This is a genomic window from Chitinophaga pendula (genome assembly GCF_020386615.1).
In the GTDB taxonomy this organism is placed as follows: Bacteria; Bacteroidota; Bacteroidia; order Chitinophagales; family Chitinophagaceae; genus Chitinophaga; species Chitinophaga pendula.
On sequence record NZ_CP077769.1, the window covers coordinates 7,521,233 to 7,546,406 of the forward strand.

Sequence of the window (25,174 nt, forward strand, 5' to 3'; positions counted from 1 at the left end):
TTATACATTAAAATCCGGCAAATTCGTAACTTTAGTCCCAATGGAAACAGTGGTTGTTCAAAAATATAATCTTGACGAAGAGCAGGAGAAAAAAGAGATCGTCCGCCATTATCGCGCCTTACTGAGGGCCTTAAAACCCCGTCTGAAAAAAGGAGACCGCGAACTGGTCCGTACTGCTTTCGAAATGGCAGCAGATGCACATAAAGACATGCGTCGCAAGTCAGGGGAACCGTATATCCTTCACCCCCTGGCAGTAGCACAAATATGTGTAGAAGAAATAGGCCTTGGTGTCCGCTCCGCCATCTGCGCCCTGCTACACGATACCGTAGAAGATACCGAGATCACCCTGGAAGATGTAGAACGGGAATTCGGGATAGAGATCGCCCACATCGTCGACGGCCTCACCAAAATATCCACCGTCATAGACTCCAGCACCAGCACCGCACAGGCAGAAAACTTTAAAAAGATACTGCTTACCCTGGCCGATGACCCCCGTGTCATCCTCATCAAACTGGCCGACCGTATGCACAACATGCGTACCCTCGACAGCATGAGCCGGGAAAAACAACTCAAAATAGCGTCAGAGACCGTATTCATCTACGCCCCGCTCGCACACCGCCTCGGCTTGTATAACATCAAATCCGAGATGGAAGACCTGGCCATGAAGTACACCGAGCAACAAACCTATAAGGACATCGCCCGGAAACTCAAAGAGACCAAACGCGAACGTACCCGCTACATCAACGAGTTCATCAAACCTATCAAGGAAGTACTGCAGGAAGAAGGGTTTAACTTCGAAATATATGGCCGCCCCAAATCCATCCATTCCATATATAATAAGATCAAAACCAAAAACGTCGCCTTCGAAGAAGTATACGACCTCTTCGCCATCCGTATCATCCTCGATGCTCCTATAGATAAGGAAAAGTCAGATTGCTGGAAAGTATACTCCATCATCACCGACTTCTATCACCCCAGCCCCGAACGTACCCGCGACTGGCTCAGTAACCCCAAATCCAATGGTTACGAAGCCCTCCACGTTACCGTAATGGGCCCCCAGGGTAAATGGGTCGAAGTCCAGATCCGCTCCAAACGGATGAACGACTATGCCGAAAAAGGCCTCGCTGCCCACTGGCGCTATAAAGAGGGTAATCAGAATAGTAACCAGGAATCCAAGTTCGACCTCTGGTTCTCCCAGATCCGCGAAATACTCAACAGCCCGGATTCCAATACCCTCGACTTCCTCGCCGACTTTAAAAGCAACCTCTTCACCGAAGAGATCTATGTATACACCCCTAAAGGTGACCTTAAAATACTGCCGGTAAGCTCTACCGCACTGGATTTCGCCTATGCGATCCACAGCGCCGTAGGTAACAAATGTATCGGCGCCAAAGTAAACTACAAACTAGTCCCCCTCAGCCATAAACTGCGCAGCGGAGACCAGGTAGAGATCATCACCTCCAACAAACAACGACCGTCTGAAGACTGGCTCAACTTTGTGCTTACCGCCAAAGCCAAATCCAAGATCAAAGACGCCCTCAAAGAAGAAAAAAGAAAGATCGCCATGGACGGGAAAGCGGCCCTCGAACGCAAACTCGATCACATGAAGATCTCCAATAGCCAATATAATATCAACGAACTGGTCCAGTTCTATAAACAACCATCCCCCCTCGACCTCTACTACCAGATCGCAGTCAAAAACATCGACCTGAAAGAACTCAAAGAATTCAATGTCCTGGGAGATAAACTGGAACCACCCAAACCCGTCAAACAACAACAGCCGGAACACATCCCCGAAGAGCATGTCAGACACCAGATACCTTCTAAGAAAGATGCCGAGCTGATCATATTTGGCGAAAGCTCCGATAAGATCGCCTATAAGCTGGCTAACTGCTGCCGCCCCATCCCCGGCGATGACGTATTCGGCTTCATCACCGCCAGCGAAGGCCTCAAAATACATCGCACCAATTGCCCCAATGCCGCACAACTGCTGGCTAACTATGGGCACCGCGTCGTAAAGACCAAATGGGTGAAGAACAGGGAAATATCCTTCCTCACCGGCCTCCGTATCATCGGTATGGACGATGTAGGCGTGATCCACAAAATCACCAATATCATCTCCGGCGAACTAAGGGTCAATATCTCCGCCCTCTCCATCGAATCAAAAGAAGGTCTCTTCGAAGGGCTTATCAAAGTATACGTACATGATAAAGAAGAACTCGACGAACTGGTGGAAAGACTCAAAAAACTGGATGGTATCCAATCCGTAAATCGCCTGGAAGAAGAGTAAAAAAGACATTATATTCCCCACAGATAATAAATACCCCCGTAAATGGCCCGAACAGCCATTTACGGGCATTTGTGGACGATAAAGATTGTTGCTAGAGAAATTTGTGCATTTCTTCCTATTTCACCTTAATTTTGCGACTTCTTTTTAAAATTAATATCATCAGTTATGGTAGATGTTTTGTTAGGCCTGCAATGGGGCGATGAGGGCAAAGGAAAGATCGTGGACTATTTTGCAGGTAAATATGATGTGATAGCCCGTTTCCAGGGCGGTCCCAATGCAGGACACACATTGTATGTAAATGGGAAAAAGGTAGTACTGCGTACCATCCCTTCCGGTGTATTTCATGATAAGACCATTAACCTTATCGGAAGCGGCGTAGTGCTGGATCCCGTAGCATTCAAACAGGAATGCGAACAGATCGCCGCACTGGGCATCGATCTCAAAAAGAACCTCTTCATCGCAGATCGTACCCATATCATCGTACCTTCTCACCGTGCACTCGACAAAGCATCCGAACTGTCCAAAGGAAACGATAAGATCGGCTCTACCCTCAAAGGTATCGGCCCCGCTTATATGGATAAAACCGGCCGTAACGGCCTCCGCGTAGGCGACGTACTGGCTGCCGACTTCCAGGCCCGCTACGAAAAACTGAAACTCAAACACCAACACCTGCTGGATGGATATAACTTCAATGAAGATATCTCCGAATGGGAAACCGAATTCTTCGACGCCGTAGAGTTCCTCAAAAGCATGAACATCGTAAACGGTGAATACTTCCTCAACGAAAAGCTGAAAGCCGGCCAACAGGTACTGGCAGAAGGCGCACAGGGTAGCATGCTCGATGTCGACTTCGGTACTTACCCCTTCGTAACTTCCTCCAACACTGTATCCGCCGGTGCCTGTACAGGCCTGGGCATCGCCCCCCGCTGGATCCGGGATGTAATCGGGGTTACCAAAGCCTACTGTACCCGCGTAGGTAGCGGCCCGTTCCCCACCGAACTCTATGACGAAACCGGTGACAAACTCCGCGCTGCCGGCAACGAATTCGGCGCCGTAACCGCACGACCCCGCCGCTGCGGTTGGATAGACCTCGTCGCCCTCCGTTATACCTCCATGCTCAGCGGCGTTACCAAACTCGTAATGACCAAAAGCGACGTACTCGACGCATTCGACGAACTATACGCCTGCACCGCCTACGAAATCAATGGCGTGAAGACAGAAAACGTGCCTTATCAGATCAACGAAGCAGACATAAAACCCGTTTGGGAACAATTCAATGGCTGGTCAGAACCAACTGCAAATTGTAAGCAGTACGATGAATTACCATTGGAAATGAAAACGTTCGTTAGCGCTGTGGAGAAATACCTGGAAGTGCCCGTGGCATACGTGTCCAATGGACCCGGCAGAGATCAGATTCTCGAAAAATAGGACCAAAAAAAGTACAAAAAAAATAGCGCAAAAAAAATTTGGCGAATAAAAAAAACTGTTAAAACTTTACGCTAAAGAAATAAGTAGACCTATTATGAAATCAAAATCTGATAACGAAAAAGAGACCAAAAAAACTACTCCCAAGCAGTCCAAAGGTACTGCCAAGGCTGCCAGCAAGCCCCAAAAGGAGGAAGTAGAGGACGATGAGGAAGAGGATGAGGAGGAAACTCCCCGTAAGTCTGCTGCTTCAAAAAAATCAGATAAGTCAGCTTCTAAGTCCAAAAGCAAAGATGACGACGATGATGACGACAATGATGATGATCTGGATGATGCAGATGACGCGTGGGAGAAAGGTGAAGATGACGAAAATTATGACCCTGACTTCGAGGAATTCGACATGCCTAAATCTAAAGGCAAACGTGGTCGCCCTGCTGGCGGTAGCAAAAAAACCGGCGATGACGATGATGACCTGGGCTTCGACGATGAGTTCAAGGATATGGATATGTTCAACGATAGATTTGACGACGACGACGACGATTTCTAAGCTCTAAAGCGTGCTAACATCAGGATATTTCACACTTTTCCCGTTCTAGACCAAAAAGTTTTTAAACAGCAAATGTTGAACTGGGCCAACCAATTCAATATTTGCTGTTTTTTGGATAATAACGATTACCCGTCCCCGTATCATCGCTACGAAGCTATCCTCGCCACCGAATCCCTGTCATCCCTGCAAATGCCCGCAGGAAAAGCACTCCCCGCATTACAGCAATATTTCAATACCACCGGCGACTGGCTGTTCGGACACCTGGCCTACGATCTCAAAAACGAAACACAACCAGGCCTCACCTCCAGCCACCCCGATAGCATCGGATTCCCCGACCTCTACTTCTTCCAGCCCGCTACCATCATCCTGCTGGAAGCCGGACAGGTACATATCGGTATACACGATCCCAAACCAAGCGCGGCCGCCGCCATCTACAACGCCTGCCTGCAATGCCATACCACTCCGCCGCCAATAACTGCCGGCAACACCCATGCACCCGCACCCGCTGCACACCTGAACCGTACACAATACCTCCATGCCGTGCAGCAGTTACAACACCATATACACCTGGGCGACTGCTATGAGGTCAACTTCTGCCGCGAAAACTTTATCACTAACTATACCGCCGACCCCCTGGCCCTGTTCCGTCAGCTCAATGCCTTATCACCGGCACCATTTGCCGCCTACTACCGTACCGGCGACCGTTACCTCATCTGCTCCAGTCCCGAACGCTTCCTGCAACATACCGGCGATAACGTGATCTCCCAGCCTATTAAAGGCACCTCCCGCCGCCATAAAGACCCACAGGCTGATAAGGATGCCGCCCGGCAGCTGCACGACAGCGGCAAGGAAAGAGCCGAAAATATCATGATAGTCGACCTCGTTCGCAACGACCTCTCCCATACCGCCCAAAAAGGCAGCGTACACGTAACAGAGCTATGCGGCATCCACTCCTTTGCGCAGGTACATCATATGGTTTCCACCGTAGCAGCCACCCCCAGACCAGGAACCGCCGTTACTGACCTGCTGGCCACCACCTTCCCCATGGGTTCCATGACAGGCGCCCCCAAGATCCGGGTACTGCAACTCATCGAACAGTACGAAAAAAGCCGCCGCGGCCTCTACTCCGGCGCATTGGGTTATATCACCCCCGATGGCCGCTTCGACTTTAACGTCGTGATCCGCAGCATCCTCTACAACGCCGCCAACCAATACCTGTCCTACCAAACCGGCTCCGCCATCACCTTCTACAGCGATCCCGAAAAAGAATGGGAAGAATGCCTCCTCAAAGCCGAAGCCATGCACCAGGTCATCTCCCGCTTAACACACTAAATTTGACGGTCTGATAGTTATTTGCTTATATTGAGCATCAATCAACCAACGGCATCGTCCAATACTTTACCATTATTTAATAGGGCAAACAAGGGCCCCTTCGGAAGAATTTTTCAACTTTGCGCTCTTAAGATGGATCCACTCGTACAGCAATACGTATCCAAGATCAGAGAAGGGGACGCTACCGCGTTCCGTGACCTCTTCTATGCGTTCAAGGACCCGCTGTATGGCTATGCACGCAAAATGTGCCGCTCTGACATGCTGGCCGAAGAAATAGTACAGGAAGTCTTTATGAAAGTCTGGATCAATCGCCAGCACCTGGACCCCGCACAGTCCATTAAAGCCTACCTCTACACGGCCACGCAAAACTGTGTGTTCAACTGGATGAAAAAATCCGCCCGGGACGAAACATTAAAAAGAACCGTTTTCTACCACCAACCGCTTAGCTCTAATATCACCGAAGAACATATCTCACTGGGAGAATTGCAACGCCTCAAATCCGCCATCATGGAGCAGCTGCCTCCACAACGCCGGCTGATCTTCTACATGAGCCGTATCGAAGGGCTCTCTCACGAAGAGATCGCCACCCGGCTGCAATTGTCCAAAAGCACAGTCAAAGACCAGATCGTAAAAGCCAACAGCTTCCTGCGCCAGAAACTACAGGGCCACCATGACATCATTATTCCGCTGCTGATCATCACCACCAGCCCGCTATTGAGAGAGCTCCATTTTTAAGCTACCGGTATATCGCTAGCAGTGAACATTTTATAACAGATCATCAAAGGGCGATCCGCTCAAAAAAAATTTCTGTTAAGCGTCGTCCTCTTTTTATCCGGCATTGTATAAGATCATAAAACAATTACATGGAGGATTCCCATCAGGGACTGTCATATATCAGACAATTATTTGTAAAACACGCCGAAGGCCGCACTTCACCAGCAGAAGAAGCGCAACTGATAGCCTACCTCTCCGAGGGCGACGCATCCGCCCTGCCGGATATTGATGCTATGATGCACACCGCTGCACCAGCCAGCCTGGAAGCGGCTGCCTCCGAACGCATCCTTGGGCATATACTGTCTACCGCCACCACGGCGCCACGCTCCCGTACGCTCCCGCTGCTACGCTGGATGGCTGCCGCCGTTACCATCGGTATCATCATCTGTATCGCCTGGTTCTGGCGCCAACCCGCTACACAACCAGTGTGGACAAAGATCAGCACCGACTACGGACAGCTGCGGAAACTGACCCTGGCAGATGGCAGCGTCATCACCCTCAATGCCCGCTCCGAATTACGGTATGATAGCGTCGCGATCTATGGCAACAAACGGGAAGTATGGCTCAATGGGGAAGCCTTCTTCGAAATCGCTCCGGCCACCAAAAATGCAGGGACCTTCGTCGTACATGCCGGCGATAGCCTCCAGGTCAGCGTACTGGGCACTCAGTTCAATGTAAGATATACCAACAATAAAGCTGCTGTCACCTTAAATAGTGGAAAAGTTAAAGTAGCGGCTATCACCAGGGACAATAACGCAGAGATCATATTGACACCAGGACAAATGGTCCTCTATGATCCGCAGACCATGCAACTGCAACAACAGACCGCCGACACCACACTTACCTCCAGCTGGAAAGTAGGACAACAAACCTTCCAACAGGCCAGCCTGTCCGAAGTAACCGGCTGGATAACAACACAATTCGGGATAGAGTTCCGGTTCAGCAACCCGGCACTGAAGCAGCTACCGTTCAGCGGTACCATTCCTTCAGACAAGCTCGAAAGTATCCTCCCGATCTTGGAACAATCACTTGATATCAGGATAGATAAATCAGGCAGGCAAATGATGATCCGGCCGGCTCATTGACCCTCGCCACACACAACAACGTTTTACTGATTCTAAAAGCATCCTCTATGCAAAAAAAGCTACTTATCCTCAGGGGAGTAGGTATAGCATTATGTCTCAATGCCGCTGTCAGCGCGCCCACCATAGCGCAGGATATGATGGCAAGGACCGTAAGAACAGCTCCCCGGTCAACATACCAGATGGAAGAAGTATTTAGCCGGCTGGAACAGCTTCACAAGGTCAAATTCAACTATAACAGCCATGTACTGGCTGGTAAAACCATCAGTGAGCAACAAATGCGTCGCCTCGAACAGGCCGACCTGCAGACTGCCGTTCCCGCCATGTTGCAGCAGATAGGACTGACATGCGAATGGATATATGGCAACTATTACGCCGTTAAATCATTCAATACCGTACAACAGCAACAACAACAATTCACAGTTAAAGGAACAGTGACCGATGGCAGCAATGGCGCTCCACTTCCGGGTGTAACCATTGCTGTTAAAGGCAAAACAAAAGGTACCGCTACCGACGCCGAAGGTCGTTATACCTTGCAGGGTCTCCAAACCAACGACCAACTGGTATTTACCCTCATCGGGTATAAAACAGTGACCCAGCCAGTCAACGGCGCCGGCGAAATAAATGTCGTATTACAACAGGATGTTTCCGGCCTCAGCGAAGTAGTAGTAACGGCCCTCGGCATTCAGAAAGAAAAGAAATCCCTGGGCTACGCCGTACAGGAAGTGAAAGGGAACACCATGACCCAGGCACGTGAACCTAACCTCGTTAACTCATTGACCGGCCGCGTAGCGGGTCTTACCATACGTACTTCCACCGATCTGTTCCAGAATGCAGGCATATCACTACGTGGCGCCAAACCACTCATCGTAATAGATGGTATCCCCGATCAACTGGCAGATATGTGGAAAATAAACCCGGATGACGTAGAAAGCATCAGCGTACTGAAAGGCCAGTCCGCCTCCGCACTCTACGGTTCCATTGGTAAAGATGGTGCCATCATGATCACCACCAAACGTGGAAAAGGAAAAGAACTGTCTGTAGAGTTCAACTCCTCCACCATGTTTCAGCCTTCCTATATCCGTATACCTAAAGTACAATCGGTGTACGGCAGCGGTAACAAAGGCAAATACGCCTACGTAGACGGCTCCGGCGGCGGCACCGAAGGTTCTGGCTGGATATGGGGCCCTAAACTGGATCAACGCGATCCTGCTACCCCCAGCGGCTATTGGGAAACTCCTCAGTACAATAGCCCCATAGATCCCGCTACCGGCAAACTGGTGCCCTTACCTTGGCTTTCCAGAGGGAAAGACAACGTACACAACTTCTTCCGCACCGGCATGATCACTACCAACAACCTGAGCATCACCAAAAGCAATGACAAAGGTAGTTTCAGAGCTTCTGCCTCCCACATCTACCAAAAAGGCGTAGTACCTAATACGGATCTTAACAACAGCTCTTTCAGCCTCGCCGGCAATTACGATCTCACCGATCGCCTCCGCGCAGATGCCCGTATCAGCTACAACAGACAGTATACCAACAACTACCCGGAAACAGGCTACGGCCCGTCCAACTACCTCTACAATCTCGTACTCTGGACCGGTGCCGATGTAGATATCCGCGACCTGCGTAACTACTGGCTACCTGGCAAAGAAGGCCTGCAACAACGCCACTACAACCTGTCCTGGTATAACAACCCATACTTCCAGGCGTATGAATACCTCCGCGGTTATTACAAAGACAATACCTTCGGATCACTCTCCCTGGATTATAAATTCAATAAAGACCTGAGTGCCAAATTCCGCACCGGTGTCAATACTTATGGACTGACCACCACTTCGAAAGAACCGTATAGCTATATCCGTTATAGCGACAAGTCAAGAGGTAACTTCAGTACCGGCAGCGATCAATACTTCGATATTGTCAGCGACCTCATACTGAAATACGAACATACCTTCAGCAAAAACTTCAGCATACACGCAGAAGGTGGTATGTCCAACTACTATCGTAACCAGAAATACCAGACCAGCAGTACGGACGGTCTGAGCATCCCCGGCCTGTATACACTCAGCAATTCTACTAACCCGCTGCAAGGTACTAACGCATTGGAAGAAAGACGTACCAACAGTTTCTACGGTTTCGTAGACATGGAATTTTATGGTGCTTTCTACCTGTCGGTTACAGGCCGTAATGATAAAATATCCACATTACCCGTGGCAAACAACAGCTTCTTCTATCCTTCTGTAGCAGGTTCATTAGTCGTATCTGAACTGGTGAAAATGCCACGCTGGCTTAATTACCTGAAGCTAAGAGGCTCATGGGCTGAAGTGTCTGCCGGTCGTCTGGAATTGGATAATTACACCTACAACTATCTGCCGGCATACGATCGTGGCGTAAAATGGAATAACATCCCGTCGCTTACTTTCGGTAGTACGATCATGAACCCCAACCTGAAACCGCAAACAACACAGTCCTGGGAAACAGGTCTGGAGCTTAAGTTGTTTGATAATCGTTTAGGCTTTGATGTAACCTACTTCCGTGCCAGAGACTTCAACAATATTGTGGACGTACCCTTGTCCGAAGCAAGCGGATATGGCTCCCGCCGCGAAAATGGCCATGAGTACCTGCGTAAGGGGATTGAAATAGTAGTAAACGGAACACCTGTAAAAACCGGTAATTTCCGCTGGGATGTATCTGCCAACTTCAGTAGCTACCGCAGATATCTGCATGCTATATTCGGCGGTAAGGACCAGTTGAACAAGATCCGTGTGAATGAAAGGATGGACCGCATCTTCACCAGTGTATATGAAAAAGATCCGCAAGGTAATATCGTATACCAAAGCAACGGTTTCCCTAAAACAGATCCTTTCTCCCGCTTCATCGGCAATGATGATCCGGACTGGATATATGGTGTGGAAAACACGTTCCGCCTCGGAGACTTCTCTTTACGTTTCCTCGTAGATGGTCGTATTGGCGGATTGATCTACAGCAGCACCAACCAGAAAATGTGGTGGGGTGGTACACATCCCGGTACCGTCAATTCGTTCCGCGATGATGCCAACGCCGGTAAAGCGACCTATGTAGGTGCCGGTGTTGTAGTAACTGGCGGTGAGATCAAATACGATGGTAATGGCAATGTAGTTGCTGATACCCGCACCTTCGCGAAGAATGAAAAAGCGGTGAACTACATCGACTACATGATCAATACCAGCAACAGTGCAAACAATAACTATAACTACTACTCGGAGACATTCCTGAAGCTGAGAGAGGTGAACCTCACGTGGCAGGTGCCTTCCAAGTGGATCGGCAAGACCTTCTTCAGATCTGCCTCCGTGGCATTGGTAGGCCGTAACCTGTTACTGTTCTCCAAACTGCCTAACGTCGATCCGGACCCGGGTTCCGATAACCTGCAGACGCCTTCTATGCGTAGCATGGGCTTTAACGTAAACCTGAAATTCTGATCCACCCAACTGAATGATTATGCGAAAGATATTATGGGCCATGAGCCCGCTGTTAATAAGCAGTATGATCTCCTGTAAGAAATTTGAAGACTTCCAGCAGGATCCAAATAAACCTACGGTGGCTTCACCGGAGTTAGTACTCACCGCTATCGAAACAAGAGCGTTCAGCGAGATCAGCCTCTCCGCTCCGCTGTCTACCCGGCAGCTGGCATACACGGATGGAGTAGATGATAACCAGTATTATGGCTGGCAACGCTCCGGGTTTGGCGACTACGGCAACCTGCGTCAGGTAGTGAAAATGGAACAGGAAGCACAGCGTATTGGTAAGCCGGTTTACCTGGCTGTCGCTAAGTTCTTCCGCGCCTGGTACTTCATGCGTATGACCCTTACATTTGGCGATATTCCTTATAAAACAGCATTACAGGGAGCCGAAGGCGAGCTGTCACCGGTATACGATAGCCAGGAAAGCATATTTACCGCGATACTTGACGACCTGAAAGCAGCGAATGCTGCCCTTGACCCTGCTGGTGCAGACATACAGGGAGATGTAGTATACAGTGGGAAAATACAACGCTGGAAACAACTGATCAACAGCTTCAGCCTGCGGATATTGATGTCTCTGTCGATGAAGGAAAATAACAGCAAACTGAATATAAGGCAGCGCTTCCGCGAGATCGTGGAAGATCCGGCTAAATATCCGCTGTTCACCGGACTGTCAGATCAGGCACAGCTCACGTTTTATGACCTGAAAGACAACCGTTATCCTTATTTCAATAATAACAATCTGCAAACCGCTTACTACCTGGAAGAGACTTTCGTACAGCGACTGCAGACGCTGAAAGATCCCCGTCTGTTCCGGTTCGCAGATAAGGCCAATAAATACGCTTCGCTCCCGGCAACGGATTTCAATGCATATGGAGGGGTAAGGGGTAGCGCTACCATCAGTGAGAACTCTATCAAGGTATCCTCCGGTGAAGCGTCCAAAATAGCGAAACGTTATTATAACGACCCTGTCAATGAACCAGGTATTGCGTTCGGTTATCCCGAGCTACAGTTCATACTGGCAGAAGCAGTGGTAAGAGGCTGGATAAGCGGCGATGCCGCTGCTTACTACAAGAAAGGCATCCAGTCGTCTATGGAGTTCTTTAAAGTACCTGCCGCCGATATCACCGCTTACCTGGCACAACCAGCTATACAGCTGGTGGCCGGAAAAGAACTGGAGATGATCCTGACGCAGAAACATATCAGCTTTTTCATGAACTCCGGATGGCAATCTTTCTATGAGCAGCGCCGTACAGGACTGCCTGAACTGGACGTTTCCGGTGGGGGAGTGCTTAATAACAAACGCATCCCTAAACGCTGGATGTATCCGGAGAGCGAATTCGACCGCAACCGTAACAATGTCCAGGACGCGATCAACCGCCAGTATCCGGAAGGTGACAATATCAATGGCACCATGTGGCTGCTGAAAAAGGATTAGGAGCGTATCTTTATCCCATCCTGATTTTTTGGAACGATAAAAACTGCTATTTAACGATATGAAAAGGATCAACATCACTTGGATGACCGCCTGTGTATTGCTGCTGTGTGGATTATCTGTACAGGCACAGCGAGGGGCACGTAAGGCCGTATTTATCATCGTCGACGGCATCCCTGCCGATGTCATCGAGAAGCAACCTACTCCTCATCTGGACAGTATCTCAGCAGTAGGAGGCTATACTCGCGCTTATGTAGGTGGCGAAAAAGGGGGATACTCCCAGACACCCACCATCTCCGCCGTTGGATACAATAGCCTGCTTACCAGCACCTGGGTGAACAAACATAACGTGTGGGACAATGACATCGCGGCGCAGAACTACAACTACTGGAGTATCTTCCGCTATTTCAAACAGGCCTATCCGCAAAAGCAAACAGCCGTTTTCTCTACCTGGCTGGACAACAGGACCAAATTGCTGGGTGATAGCCTGCCGCAAACCGGCTACCTGAAAATCGATCACCATGTAGATGGCCTGGAAAAAGATACCGCCCGGTTCCCACACGACAAACAAAGCTGGTACATTCATCAGATCGATGAAGTAGTGGTAAACGAAGCTGCACAATATATCCGTACACAGGCGCCCGACCTGAACTGGGTATACCTGGAATACAGCGATGATATGGGACACCGGCATGGTGACAGTGACAAGATGTATGAAGCCGTGAAAATGGTCGATGACCAGGTGGGCCGTATCTGGCAGGCACTCGAATACAGACGTAAACAGTTTGGCGAAGACTGGCAGATCTATATCACCACCGATCATGGCCGCGATAGCAAAACAGGCAGGGGCCACGGCGGACAAAGCGATCGCGAACGTACCACCTGGATCGTTACCAACGCCAAAGGACTGAATACCTACTTCAAGAACGGACAACCAGGTATTGTGGATATCGCTCCCAGTATCGCCCGTTTCCTGGATGTGAAGATACCGTTGGAGCATGCACGTGAAATGGATGGTGTACCACTGACCGGTAAACTGTCGCTCGTAAAGCCAACGGCTACACTGGACAACGACCAGCTTAAATTGGGATGGGAAGCGATGGACAAGAAAGGAAAAGTGAAGATATGGGTGGCCACTACCAATCAGTTTAAAACAGGAGGAAAGGATGAATACCGCCTGATGGGAGAAGTGCCACTGCAACAGCAGCAGGCTACTGTCAACGTAAAAGAGCTGCCTTCCGGATTCTATAAGATCGTATTGGAAGGACCCGCCAACAGCGTGAACAGATGGATCGTTAAATGATCATATCCTGTATAATAGCAAAGGGCTGTCTCGGATAAAGAGACAGCCCTTTTTGCATGATATACACGTCGAAGTAGCTTAGATACCCTGGCCGGCCATTTCAGCACGGGTCCGGAAGCTCACTGCGGCGCCGTTTTTACAGGCGAGACCGGGCCTCACTTCCTGCATTTTGATAACGGCATTCACAACGGTCCGTACAATGTAAAGGCGGGGGGCATTATAAAAGCAGGTAAAAAACAGGCCGTCCGCGATGTCAAACGACAGCGGACGGCCTGTTGGTATGTTTGGTAGGAGTTTACTTCGGATACAATTGTTCCATAGCGGCGGTGATCGTCGGGTGGGAGAAGACGAATCCCAGGTCTTGTATCTTGTTGCTGGACACCCGTACGCTCTTCAATATCTCTACACTCATTTCTCCCAATGCCAGTTTGAGGCCCGCAGCGGGTACATGGATGGTGATGAAGCTGCTGCCTTTGGCGGCTTTGGCCATTGCCATGATCAGCTCCCGGTGTTTTACCGGGTTGGGGGCGACGGCATTGTAGGCGCCTTGCAGCTGGTTGTTGACGATGGCATTGAAATACAGCCGTACCAGGTCGTGCAGGTGTATCCAGCTGACCCACTGCTCGCCGCTGCCCATAATGGTGGCAAAGCCGAAACGAAGGGGTTTGTAGAACTCTTTCAGGGCTCCTCCCTTGGTACTGAGTGCGATGCCTGTACGGAACAGGACGATGGGGATACCCAGGCTTTCTACTTTCAGCACACTGTTCTCCCAGGCTACGCAGGTAGTACCCAGGTAGTCGCTGGCCGGTGGATCGTTTTCCCGGAAGGCCGGTTGATCTTCTTCGCTTTCGCCGTAATAGCCGGTAGCAGAGGCGCTGATGAATTTTTTAACTTTATGTGGATGATCCTTCAATGACTGGTATAGCAACTCGCTGCTGCGGGTGCGGCTCTCCAGTATTTCCTTTTTACGGGCGGCGGTCCAGCGTTTGCCGGCTACATTGGCGCCTGCCAGGTGTACTATATAGTCGGCCTGTTGTAAGGCGTTGATATCGATAGCCTGCTTGTTGACATCCCAGTGGGCATAGGTTACCTGTTCGTTGTCCCTGCTGCGGGATGGGTTACGGCTCAGTATGATCACTTTATAACCTCTTTCCAACAGGAGCCTGGTCAGTTCTGTACCTATCAGCCCGGTTCCGCCGGTTATGAGCACTGTCTCCATTAAGATATGATCTAGTTCAGATGAGTGTAAAAAATAATTTCTTAAAAGTACACAATAAAATACTGTCTTTGGAATTAAACAGTAAGGAGAGGAGATTGTTGATACCAAACCTTTTGCGATACGCATTTTTTCGTGTAGGTTTGGTTAAATTAGCTGCCGTCCGGTGGTCAGGTAGCTGAATAACCGATACACTGTTACATTTGATTATATCCGAGATATTATAAACATCATACCAATGCACGTCCTATATCGTTTTTGTCTGATTGTCTGCCTGCTTTTCGGGAGTAGTTCATTGATGGCTCAAAAGATTGTGTACTCAGAGCCGGAACGGGACGATTACAAGAGCACTGAATTTGAGATCATTGGCAGGGTATCCGGTAATATCCTGGTATATAAAAGCAACCGGGGTGATTATGCTATTTCCGTGTACGATAATGCCATGCAGCTGAAAGAACGGGTGAAGGTGGATTTCCCGCCTAAAAAGATGATCAGCGTAGACTTTATCGCCTACCCGAACAAGGTATTTATGATATACCAGTTCCAGCATAAAGATGCGGTATTCAGCTTCTGCGCCCGTATGAACGGTGACGGACACTTCGAAGGAGAACCGGTGATGATCGACTCTACCCGCATCGGCAATTATACCAAGGAAAACAAAGTATACTCTATGGAGTATTCCGAGGATAAGAGCAAGATCATGATCTACAAGATCAACCAGGATAGGGAAGATAACAACGTATTCTATACTTACCTCTACGACAGTACTTTTACGTTCATGAACAACAGCCGGCTGTCATTACCCATGGAGAAACGTACCTTCCTGAGCAATTTTACGCTCAGTAATACCGGCGACCTGCTGTTTACCAAACTGGAGCGTACTAGCAACCGCGACTATATCGTCAATGGTAGCCTGATCATAAAAAGGGTGGTGACCGATACTTTTGATGTCACCCCGCTCAAACTGGAGAGCCGCCTGCTGGACGAACTGAAACTTAAACTGGACAACAGTACCGATCGTGCCCTGATCACCGCCTTCTACTATAAGCAGAAACGGGGGAACGTAGAAGGTCTGTATCTCTCGAAATATGACCTGCGCAACAAGAGCGTGCTCTATGAAAAGACGGCGGTATTCAGCAACGAGGTAAAAGCCAATGCAAAAGGGGAATCTTCTACGGCGGCGGCCTTCAACGACTATTTCGTCAGGAAGATCATCAATACCAAGGATGGTGGCTTTATCCTCACGGCAGAAGCCTTCTATACGACTTCCCGTTACCAGCCCTGGAACCGCTGGAACTATATGTATGGTGGTGGTCCTTATGGCGGTTATTATTCCCCGTATTCTTATTCTCCTTACTCCCCCTGGTATTACAACCCCTGGGGCTGGAATAACAGCCAGGGCAACAGGTATCATTACGATAATATTGCTATCCTGTCCTTCGATGGGCAGGGCGACCTGCAATGGAATAATTTCATTCCCAAGAGCCAGTACGACGACGGGGCCGACCTTTACCTGTCTTACATGACGGTGAATGTAGGCAGCGAACTGCGTTTCCTGTATAACGAGCTGGATCGCCGGAACTATATGATCGTGGACAATGCCATTGCGCCGGACGGTAAGATCAGCCGCCTGCCTACTTTACGTAACCTGGATAAAGGGTTCACCTGGATGCCGCGGTATGGTAAACAGATCAGTGGCAGATCGGTATTGATACCTTGTATCTACCGTAATTATATCTGCTTCGGAAAGATCGACTTCTAGGAGGTGGACTATTTACAAAAAAATTACACCTTTGCACTGTGATACGATTTTTTCGCTCCGGCAATCCATTAACGGTATTGCTGCTGTTAATATATACTTTACTGGTTAAGTCTTTTTACCTGTTACACCCATCTCCTCCTGTAGATGAGGTGTCGCAGGGGCTGCTGTATGAGCTGCTGATAAAATGGCTGAAGTCTTTTACCGGCAACAGCCCTGTGCTGTATACGGCGCTTGCGGTGTTACTGCTGCTGTTACAGTCTTTGTTACTCACCCGTATTGTCAACAATCACCGGTTATTCTCCAAGCCGACCTATTTGCCGGCGATGAGTTACCTGCTATTCACTTCCCTGTGGCATGGCTGGAACGTGTTTTCCCCGGCGTTGCTGGTCAACCTGATCATGCTGTGGGTGATCAACAGCGTGACAGAGCTGTACACCCGTACTTCCGCCAGGGACGTGGTATTTAATATTGGTTTTGCTATGGGGGTATGCGGTTTGTTGTATTTTCCGGCCACTATCTTCTGTCTGCTCTTATTACTTAGTCTGCTCATCATGCGGTCCTTCCGGCTGGCGGAGTGGATCATTGCCTTGTTGGGCCTGATCTGCCCCATATACCTGCTCAGTACTTACCTGTTCCTTACGGATCAATGGACCCTGATCACCCATATTCCCAAAGTGGGATTGGAGCTGCCGATCATCAGGGATTATAAAGCCTGGGGGGCGATCGTTGCCAGCGTACTGTTCTTTATAATTGGCTGGTTACTGCTGCAACGCAGCCTGAAGAAGATGCTGATCCAGGGGCGTAAGACCTGGGCGGTATTGATCGTGTATGTGTTTGTGGGAATGCTGATCCCTTTCTTTACCTTTCATTTCTCACCAGATTACTGGTTATTGGCTATACTGCCGCTTTCGCTTTTTGCCGGCAATGTGTTCTGGAACATTACCAATGAAACGATGGCCAATGTCATCCATTTTATATTGCTGGCCTATGTTATTGTGATGCAATACTTTAGCTAGTATTTTCCCATTAGTCTGCCTGTTAGTTGGTACCGGGGTGATCCAGGTGGGATCATACGGAGATTGGTATTTGTATTTTGTTGACAACCAACATTTTGTTAAAACGGGATGAACGGCTATGGAAATGTGCAGGCGGCTAACTAATTTTGCAGTTTTTCCGGTAGTTTCGTATCCGCCAGACACGTGCGGAAAATTCCTTCGGAAAGTATTGATTAGCAGATTATTATTATTCAAAAATATATACGAATGAAATTTGGCGTTGTCACCTTCCCCGGTTCTAACTGTGATCAGGATATGATAGATTCTTTACGTCATGACCTGGGTCAGGAAGTGATTGAACTCTGGCATAAAGATAAAGACCTGAGCATGTTCTCTACAGAGGATTGCATTTTGCTGCCCGGGGGCTTTTCTTATGGGGATTACCTGCGTTGCGGTGCTATTGCACGTTTTAGCCCGATGATGCAGAGTGTGATCGAATTCGCGAATAAAGGTGGCCGTGTTATCGGTATCTGTAATGGTTTCCAGATCCTCTGCGAAGCGGGCCTGCTACCGGGAGCGCTGTTAAGAAATGAGAACCAGCAGTTTGTATGTAAGAATATCTACCTGAAGAGCGAAAACACCAGCACCTCCATTACCAAGGATGTAACCGGCCGTCCGTTGATGATCCCGGTAGCACATGGTGAGGGTCGCTACCATGCAGATGAGGCTACCCTGGATGAGCTGTTTGTCAACAACCAGGTGTTATTCCGCTACTGCGATGAATTTGGTAACTATGTAGATAGTGCTAATCCGAATGGCGCTATCCGTAATATAGCCGGTATCTGCAATAAGAACAGAAATGTATTTGGCATGATGCCGCATCCTGAGCGCGCTACCAGCCTGGCACTTGGCAATCGCGACGGGCAGCTGATCTTCCAAAGCCTGATCAGCAATAATTAATATAATAAATGGTGCCGGAAGTGCATTTAGTATTTTACCAACCAACCATTTAATAAAAAATCAACACATGAAACAACTGTTAACTGCACTACTCTTCTTTGCGTTGCCGGTACTAGCCAGCGCGCAGATTGAGAATCCAGTGAAATGGAGTTTTACTTCCAAAAAGATCAATGCCAACACCTACGAACTGCACATGACAGCCACTATTGATGGGGGCTGGCACCTGTATGCCCAGGAAGCAGGGGAGGGGCCGGTACCTACTACCTTTAAGTTTGCCAAGAACCCGCTGGTGGCAGTAAGCGGTAAACCTCAGGAGCAGGGCAAACTGCAGAAGTCTTTCGACAAGAACTTTGACTCTGAGCTCAAATACTTTGAGAACCAGGTGAGCTTCATTCAGAAAGTAACCGTTAAAGGAAAGGCAGCGACCAAAGTAAAAGGGGCGGTGGAGTATATGGTGTGCGATGACCATCAGTGTCTGCCGCCGAAAGAGGTGGAGTTTGCGATAGCAGTAGGAGGAAAATAAGTGCTATACCATCCCGTACATTTACATTAGTACATATACATCATTGAGACGAGTTCCTCCACGGAACTCGTTTCTTATATTCACCTGTCTATAGTCTCTAAAGTCCATTACATTTATGAAGCATTTACTGGCCTTTATGATGTTCCTGCTGGCGGCGACCGGTTTACGGGCGCAGGAAGTGGTGAAGTGGGAGAACAGCATCACTCAGCAAGGAGAAGGCATCTATATATTACATTTCAAGGGCACCGTTCAACCGGGATGGTCCCTGTACTCCACTACCATGGGAGATGATGAACCGAATACCCGCGTTGTCCTGGACAGCACTGGCGGTAACCAACTCCAGATCACCGGTATCAAGGAAGAAGGGCAGTTGCAGACCCGCAAGGAGCCGCTGTTTGACAATATCAACGTGAAGTTCTTCACGACAAGTGTCGAGTTGCAGGTGACGGTGAAGGCTGCCAAATCGGTGACTAGCATTGCGGGCACCATCACCTCTATGGTTCAGAAAGGAGAGGAAGTGAATCCGGAAGAGCACAAATTTGACCTGAAGCCTGTTGTGGCCAATGAGGCAGCTACCCAACCGCCTACCGGCGCAGTAGCTACCACTGAACCGGTCGCAGAAGACGATGCTTCCAATAAATCATTGATCTGGATCTTCCTGGCCTGTTTCGGCGGTGGCTTCCTGGCATTGATCACCCCTTGTGTATTCTCCATGATCCCGATTACGGTAGGTTTTTTTACCAAGCGGAGTAAGACAAGGGCGGAGGGTATACGGAATGCTTTTACCTATTCCTTGTCTATCATTATCATCTACACTTTACTTGGTTTTGCCATCACCAAGATATTCGGCGCCAGCGCGCTGAATAACCTGGCGAGTAATGGTATTGCCAATATGATCTTTTTTATCATTTTCATATTGTTCGGGTTTTCTTTCCTGGGTGCTTTTGAGATCAGTCTGCCCAGCTCCTGGGCCAGTAAGAGTGATTCTCAGGCGGGGATGAGCAGCCTGACCGGTATTTTCTTTATGGCGCTGACATTGGCCATCGTATCTTTCTCCTGCACTGGTCCTATCATTGGTAATTTGCTGGTATTAGCGGCTAAGGGAGGTAACTCTGGTCCGCTGGTGGGCATGTTTGGCTTTTCGCTGGCATTGGCTATTCCGTTCTCGCTGTTTGCCTTGTTCCCCAGCTGGCTGAACAAGATCGGTAAATCCGGTGGCTGGCTGAATGCGGTGAAGGTAACCCTGGGTTTCCTGGAGCTGGCACTGGCATTGAAGTTCCTTTCCAATGTGGATATGGCGTATCACTGGAACCTGCTGAACCGCGATGTGTTCCTGGCCCTGTGGATCGTGCTGTTCGCATTGACAGGCTTCTACCTGCTGGGTAAGCTTAAATTCAGCCACGACAGCGATGTGCCGTATATTTCGGTGACCCGTTTGTGTTTTGCTATTGTGGCGCTCACTTTTACGGTATATATGGTACCCGGGCTATGGGGCGCTCCCTTGAAGGGGATTAGCGGATTTCTGCCGCATGAGGGCTCCCAGGACTTTAACCTGCACCGCTCCCTGACCAACCTGGAAGCGGCCCTGGATGGAGGAGTCAGTACAGGTGATAAAGGCCAGGTAGTACGCGCTAAAAAGTACACTGATATCCTGCACTCTGAAATACCAGGTGTAGAGAATGTGTTCTTCGACTATAAAGAGGCGGTAGAAGCGGCAAAGGCGGCCAACAAGCCGTTGATGATCGACTTTACCGGTCACTCCTGTACGAACTGCCGTAAGTTTGAAAAGTCCGTATTATCTGATCCTGGTGTGATGAAGATCTTACGTAATGACTTCGTGGTAGCATCCCTGTATACGGATGATAAGACGGCACTGCCGGATAATGAGCAGTATGTGTCTACGTTCGATGGTTCCAAGATCAAAAATATCGGTCAGCAGAACCTGGATTTCCAGGCATCTACCTTCAACCGTAACTCGCAGCCGTATTACATCCCGGTGGACACTAACGGTAAGCCGCTGGTGAATAAAGGATACGGATATGACCCGAGGGAGGATGTGAATGCTTTCATCCAGTACCTGGAGCAAGCCAAGGCAGCATTTGCCAAGAGAGGAAAATAATAAGTTATTCCTGCATACAAGCGACGGCCGGTATACGTGTGTATACCGGCCGTCTTATTTTCAGCGCAACATAATCCAATGGTAATTAGTTAATTACAATGGGGTTGTATAAGCATCCTATAGTTATTGTATAAGCGTTGTATAAGCAACCTATAGTCATGGTATAGGCATTCTATAGCGGAGGTATACCCGGGGTATAGTCATTGTATAGGTTTTGTATAAGATTGGATAGGGGTAGCTTATAGGATGACTATACGAATGATACAGGAATGTTATAGGAATGATATAGGAAAGGCTGACCATAGCGGTCAGCCTTTCGGTATTTTAGGCCCTTTTGAGGGGAGGATTATGCAAAGGTAAAGCTGTCCAGTGCGTTCATGGCGATCTTTTGTTGTTCGCCGGTCTGCATGTTTTTGATACTGACCATATTGTCTTGCAGTTCGCTTTCGGCGATGATGCCTACGTAGGGGATACCCCGTTTGTTGGCATATTTCATCTGTTTATCCAGCTTGGTGACTTCGTGGAACAGTTCTGCGGCGATGCCTTGCTGGCGGAGCTGCATGACCAGTTGGAAAGCGGCTTTGCCTGCTGCTTCGCTCAGGTGGAAGAACAGTATTTTGGTGGATTGCTGGGTGGCTTCGGGGAATAGCTGGAGATCTTCCAGTACGTCGTAGATACGGTCTACGCCGAAGGAGATGCCTACGCCGGAGATGCCGGGTAGGCCGAACAAGCCGGTGAGGTCGTCATAGCGACCGCCACCGCCGATGCTGCCCATTTTTACGGTAGCCGGGGCTTTCACTTCTACGATCATGCCGGTGTAGTAGTTGAGGCCACGGGCGAGGGTGACATCGATGATGGGGGTGGTGTGGAAGGTGGCCATACCGGAGTTGAGGACATATGACAGTTCGGCAATGCCTTTGAGGCCGGTTTCGGAGGCGGCCAGCAGGCTTTGCAGCTGTTGCAGTTTTTCGTCGTTGCTGCCGTTGATATCGAGGAAGCGGGTGATGGACTGGATATGTTCGTCGGAGAGGCCGCGGGTGCTCAGTTCTTTGTGTACGCCATCGAGGCCGATCTTATCGAGTTTGTCGATGGCTACGGTGATGTCGGTGAGCAGGTCGGGGCGGCCGATGACTTCTGCCAGTCCGCTCAGTATCTTGCGATTGTTGACTCTCAGTTCGTAGCCCTGCATGCCTAGTTTGGTAAATACGCTATCGTATATAAGCAGGAGTTCTACTTCATTGAGTAGGGAGTTGCTGCCTACGACGTCGGCATCGCACTGGTAGAATTCGCGGTAGCGGCCCCGTTGTGGTCTGTCGGCGCGCCATACGGGTTGCATTTGGTAGCGTTTGAACGGCAGGGCCAGTTCGTGCTGGTTCATGACTACGTAGCGGGCGAATGGGATGGTGAGGTCGTAGCGTAATGCTTTTTCACAGAGGAGGTGGGCCAGTTCTTTGCTGTTCTGGGCCTTCTGTGCCTCTTCCAGTATCTCGCCGTTATTGAGGATCTTAAATATCAGTTGATCGCCTTCCTCACCGTATTTGCCGGTGAGGGTGGAGAGATTTTCCATGGTGGGGGTTTCCAGTGGCTGGAATCCGAAGCATTCGAATGTTTCCCGGATGGCCTGGAAGATATAATTGCGTTTTCTTACTACGGCGGGGCCGAAGTCGCGGGTACCTTTGGGAATGGAAGGTTTGATCATTTATTATTGCAGTGATTAGTATGAAATAAGAAGGTTTATGCCGGTTTGCGCTGTTATCCTTTGTGTTGCAGCAATTGTTGCAATTGCTGTTCGCAGGAGTGCAGGATCATGTCGTACACGGGTTCGAAGAGGGCGTCGTCGAACCAGGGATCGGGTACCGGCTGTTGGTTATCGCGCAGCATAGCGACTTTATTGCGGTCGGCTTCGTTGCGGGCTTTGCGGATGACATCGCGGTAGTTATTGAGGTCCATGGTGAAGATGGCGTCGAAGTGGTCGAAGTCATCGGCTGTGAATTGTCTGCCCCGCAGGTGGGCAATATCCACCCCATGGCGATGGCCTACTTTGATAGCTCTGTGATCGGGCGGATCGCCTACATGCCAGTCGCCGGTGCCGGCGGAGTCTATTTCCCAGTCCAGCCCGTTTTGTTGTGCGAGGTGTCTCATGATGCCTTCTGCCAGTGGTGAGCGGCAAATGTTGCCCAGGCAGACCATTAATATCTTCATAATGAGCGGTTTCCGGATCAGCTGTGTGTTCCCTCCGGAAGGGGACTAACGGTCTTAAAAATCACCGCAAACCTACAAGATTTTGAGGGAAAAGTGTAATGAGGCGGCTGGACGTGGAGGAGGGAGCGGGTAGATAGTCGGTATAGGGGGAGGGAAAGGTAAGGAGGGTAGGTGCGATAATTGTAAGTAGATAGGCGGTGAGAAATGTGGAATAAACTGTTATGGAATGTTGGCACAAATGCCATCTTTTATACAAAGAAGAACATATGCTATTAGAAGACTGGAAATCCTTAACACTCCTTTAACATAGTAAAAGTCATCTGGGGTGTATATATAGTCGGTAACCTACTGAATGTTAGGTTGTTCAAAAATTAAAATTGTCTCCAGATGCCTGTTAACAGGGAGTTTAAGCCGTTCTGTGGGAAAGATTTTAACATTTTCAGGCAGGGCGGTTTGCTAGATTAGAAATATATTTTTTGTATAATTGTAACTTGCTAACATGCCAATGCATCAGGACAATTCAAGTAACAGACGTATTCAGGCCGCATACCGGCCATTAGGGGAATTGATAAGAGGGATTATCTTTTTGCTCTTTGGACTTTTTGCTTTTTTAGCGGAGAAGCTCGGTATTGGTGAGTTTCAGGTTTCTCCACTCGTGATGAACATCTTTGGTGCGGTGCTGATAGTATATGGTTTATTTCGTGTGTACAGGGGTATTAAACATTTATTTTTTAACAGGGGATAACACACCGGATAACTATGTTTTGCACACTTAAGAAACAGATAGGGGGAATGATCGCCCTGGCGGCTACCCTTCTGATATCATGCAACAGCGATCAGCCTAAGGGGATGGAGGATACGGCCACTAATGGGACCATAAAAATTTCTGTCGACGAGACCTATAAGCCGCTCATAGAATCAGAGATCAAAGTATTCCAATCGTTGTATCCCAAAACGCATATTGTTGCATCTTACAAGCCTGAATCTGAATGTTTCAAAGACCTTTTGAACGACAGTGCCAGGCTGGTGATCGTAACGCGCGACTTCAACGAGCAGGAGAAGAATTACTTTAAAGAGATCAAGATTGCTCCACAGAGTTTATTGTTAGCGTGGGATGCGGTAGCCTTAATTACGAACAGGGCTAATGCGGATTCTATCCTTACGATGGACCAGGTGCGGAAGATCATGGACGGTACGGCAGAAGGGCGTAAGTGGCAGGTGGTGTTTGATAATCAGCATTCGAGTACCGTACGTTTTATCCGTGATTCGATCAATGCAGGTAAGCCTTTACCGAAGGATGCGATGGCGGCTAAGACCAACGAAGAGGTAGTAGACTATGTATCAAAGAATAAAGATGCGATAGGTGTTATTGGGGTAAGTTGGATATCAGATCCGAATGATTCGACGACGATGGCATTCACCAACCGGGTGAATGTAGTGAAGGTGAGAGCGGATAATGGGTCTGATTTTGTGAAGCCTTATCAGGCATATATCGCTTTGGGATCTTATCCTTTGAAGAGAGGATTCTACTTTGGCCTGAAGGAGCCATACCATGGGTTAGGCACGGGATTTGCCACTTTCTTAGGCAGTTATGAAGGGCAATTAGTGATCAGTAAATTCAGGCTCTTCCCAGCCAGACTGAATGTGGTGTTCAGGGAAGCAAACATCAAATAATCATTAACACAACTAAAACTAAAACCAGATTG

At 48.9% G+C, this 25,174-nt stretch carries 18 protein-coding genes; 15 read left to right on the forward strand and 3 right to left on the reverse strand.

Annotation, left to right across the window (positions count from 1 at the left end):
• Positions 1-40 precede the first annotated feature (40 nt).
• The 9 genes from KTO58_RS28480 (at position 41) to KTO58_RS28520 (ending at position 13,691) form a co-directional block, all read left to right on the forward strand.
• The gene (locus KTO58_RS28480) at positions 41-2,290 is read left to right on the forward strand and encodes a RelA/SpoT family protein (RefSeq protein ID WP_095836150.1); all 2,250 of its coding nucleotides are present in this window, start codon (positions 41-43) and stop codon (positions 2,288-2,290) included.
• Positions 2,291-2,455: 165 nt separating this feature from the next.
• Positions 2,456-3,718 (forward strand): adenylosuccinate synthase, encoded by a 1,263-nt coding sequence (locus KTO58_RS28485; protein WP_225859968.1) that lies wholly within the window; start codon positions 2,456-2,458, stop codon positions 3,716-3,718.
• A gap of 94 nt (positions 3,719-3,812) precedes the next feature.
• Positions 3,813-4,262, forward strand: coding sequence for a hypothetical protein (locus tag KTO58_RS28490; protein WP_095836149.1), 450 nt, complete (start codon positions 3,813-3,815; stop codon positions 4,260-4,262).
• Between the two features lie 111 nt (positions 4,263-4,373).
• Positions 4,374-5,594 carry an anthranilate synthase component I family protein gene (locus tag KTO58_RS28495; protein WP_225859969.1) on the forward strand — a complete coding sequence of 407 codons (1,221 nt, stop codon included), beginning with the start codon at positions 4,374-4,376 and terminating at the stop codon, positions 5,592-5,594.
• Positions 5,595-5,726: 132 nt separating this feature from the next.
• The gene (locus KTO58_RS28500; protein WP_225859970.1) at positions 5,727-6,329 is read left to right on the forward strand and encodes an RNA polymerase sigma factor; all 603 of its coding nucleotides are present in this window, start codon (positions 5,727-5,729) and stop codon (positions 6,327-6,329) included.
• A gap of 128 nt (positions 6,330-6,457) precedes the next feature.
• The gene (locus KTO58_RS28505) at positions 6,458-7,453 is read left to right on the forward strand and encodes a FecR family protein (protein WP_095836146.1); all 996 of its coding nucleotides are present in this window, start codon (positions 6,458-6,460) and stop codon (positions 7,451-7,453) included.
• Between the two features lie 47 nt (positions 7,454-7,500).
• Positions 7,501-10,911: a SusC/RagA family TonB-linked outer membrane protein gene (locus KTO58_RS28510; protein WP_095836145.1), complete on the forward strand. Its 3,411-nt coding sequence runs from the start codon at positions 7,501-7,503 to the stop codon at positions 10,909-10,911.
• 19 nt (positions 10,912-10,930) lie between these two features.
• Positions 10,931-12,391: a SusD/RagB family nutrient-binding outer membrane lipoprotein gene (locus tag KTO58_RS28515; RefSeq protein WP_095841356.1), complete on the forward strand. Its 1,461-nt coding sequence runs from the start codon at positions 10,931-10,933 to the stop codon at positions 12,389-12,391.
• A gap of 58 nt (positions 12,392-12,449) precedes the next feature.
• The gene (locus KTO58_RS28520; RefSeq protein ID WP_198315077.1) at positions 12,450-13,691 is read left to right on the forward strand and encodes an alkaline phosphatase family protein; all 1,242 of its coding nucleotides are present in this window, start codon (positions 12,450-12,452) and stop codon (positions 13,689-13,691) included.
• A 295-nt stretch (positions 13,692-13,986) separates the two neighbouring features.
• Here KTO58_RS28520 and KTO58_RS28525 read toward each other — a convergent pair whose 3' ends face one another.
• Positions 13,987-14,910, reverse strand: a complete 924-nt coding sequence (locus KTO58_RS28525; RefSeq protein ID WP_225859971.1) for a TIGR01777 family oxidoreductase — start codon at positions 14,908-14,910, stop codon at positions 13,987-13,989.
• Between the two features lie 235 nt (positions 14,911-15,145).
• Between KTO58_RS28525 and KTO58_RS28530 the strand changes: the two genes are divergently transcribed.
• The 5 genes from KTO58_RS28530 to KTO58_RS28550 all read left to right on the forward strand — a co-directional run bounded on the left by KTO58_RS28530 (position 15,146) and on the right by KTO58_RS28550 (position 21,266).
• On the forward strand, positions 15,146-16,669 hold the full coding sequence (locus tag KTO58_RS28530; protein ID WP_157752690.1) for a hypothetical protein: 1,524 nt from the start codon (positions 15,146-15,148) through the stop codon (positions 16,667-16,669).
• 38 nt (positions 16,670-16,707) lie between these two features.
• Complete coding sequence (locus KTO58_RS28535) at positions 16,708-17,685, forward strand: hypothetical protein (protein WP_157752689.1); 978 nt, start codon at positions 16,708-16,710, stop codon at positions 17,683-17,685.
• 246 nt (positions 17,686-17,931) lie between these two features.
• Positions 17,932-18,624 (forward strand): phosphoribosylformylglycinamidine synthase subunit PurQ, encoded by a 693-nt coding sequence (gene purQ, locus KTO58_RS28540; protein WP_095836141.1) that lies wholly within the window; start codon positions 17,932-17,934, stop codon positions 18,622-18,624.
• 67 nt (positions 18,625-18,691) lie between these two features.
• A complete protein-coding gene (locus KTO58_RS28545; RefSeq protein WP_095836140.1) occupies positions 18,692-19,147 on the forward strand; it encodes a protein-disulfide reductase DsbD domain-containing protein in 456 nt (151 codons plus the stop codon).
• A gap of 115 nt (positions 19,148-19,262) precedes the next feature.
• On the forward strand, positions 19,263-21,266 hold the full coding sequence (locus KTO58_RS28550) for a protein-disulfide reductase DsbD family protein (protein ID WP_095836139.1): 2,004 nt from the start codon (positions 19,263-19,265) through the stop codon (positions 21,264-21,266).
• 346 nt (positions 21,267-21,612) lie between these two features.
• On the opposite strand, the gene hisS is transcribed toward KTO58_RS28550, so the two are convergent.
• Positions 21,613-22,965: a histidine--tRNA ligase gene (hisS, locus tag KTO58_RS28555; protein WP_095836138.1), complete on the reverse strand. Its 1,353-nt coding sequence runs from the start codon at positions 22,963-22,965 to the stop codon at positions 21,613-21,615.
• Between the two features lie 53 nt (positions 22,966-23,018).
• Positions 23,019-23,468 carry a low molecular weight protein-tyrosine-phosphatase gene (locus KTO58_RS28560; RefSeq protein WP_095836137.1) on the reverse strand — a complete coding sequence of 150 codons (450 nt, stop codon included), beginning with the start codon at positions 23,466-23,468 and terminating at the stop codon, positions 23,019-23,021.
• Positions 23,469-24,227: 759 nt separating this feature from the next.
• Here KTO58_RS28560 and KTO58_RS28565 point away from each other — a divergent pair.
• The gene (locus tag KTO58_RS28565; protein WP_095836135.1) at positions 24,228-25,142 is read left to right on the forward strand and encodes a PstS family phosphate ABC transporter substrate-binding protein; all 915 of its coding nucleotides are present in this window, start codon (positions 24,228-24,230) and stop codon (positions 25,140-25,142) included.
• Positions 25,143-25,174 lie beyond the last annotated feature (32 nt).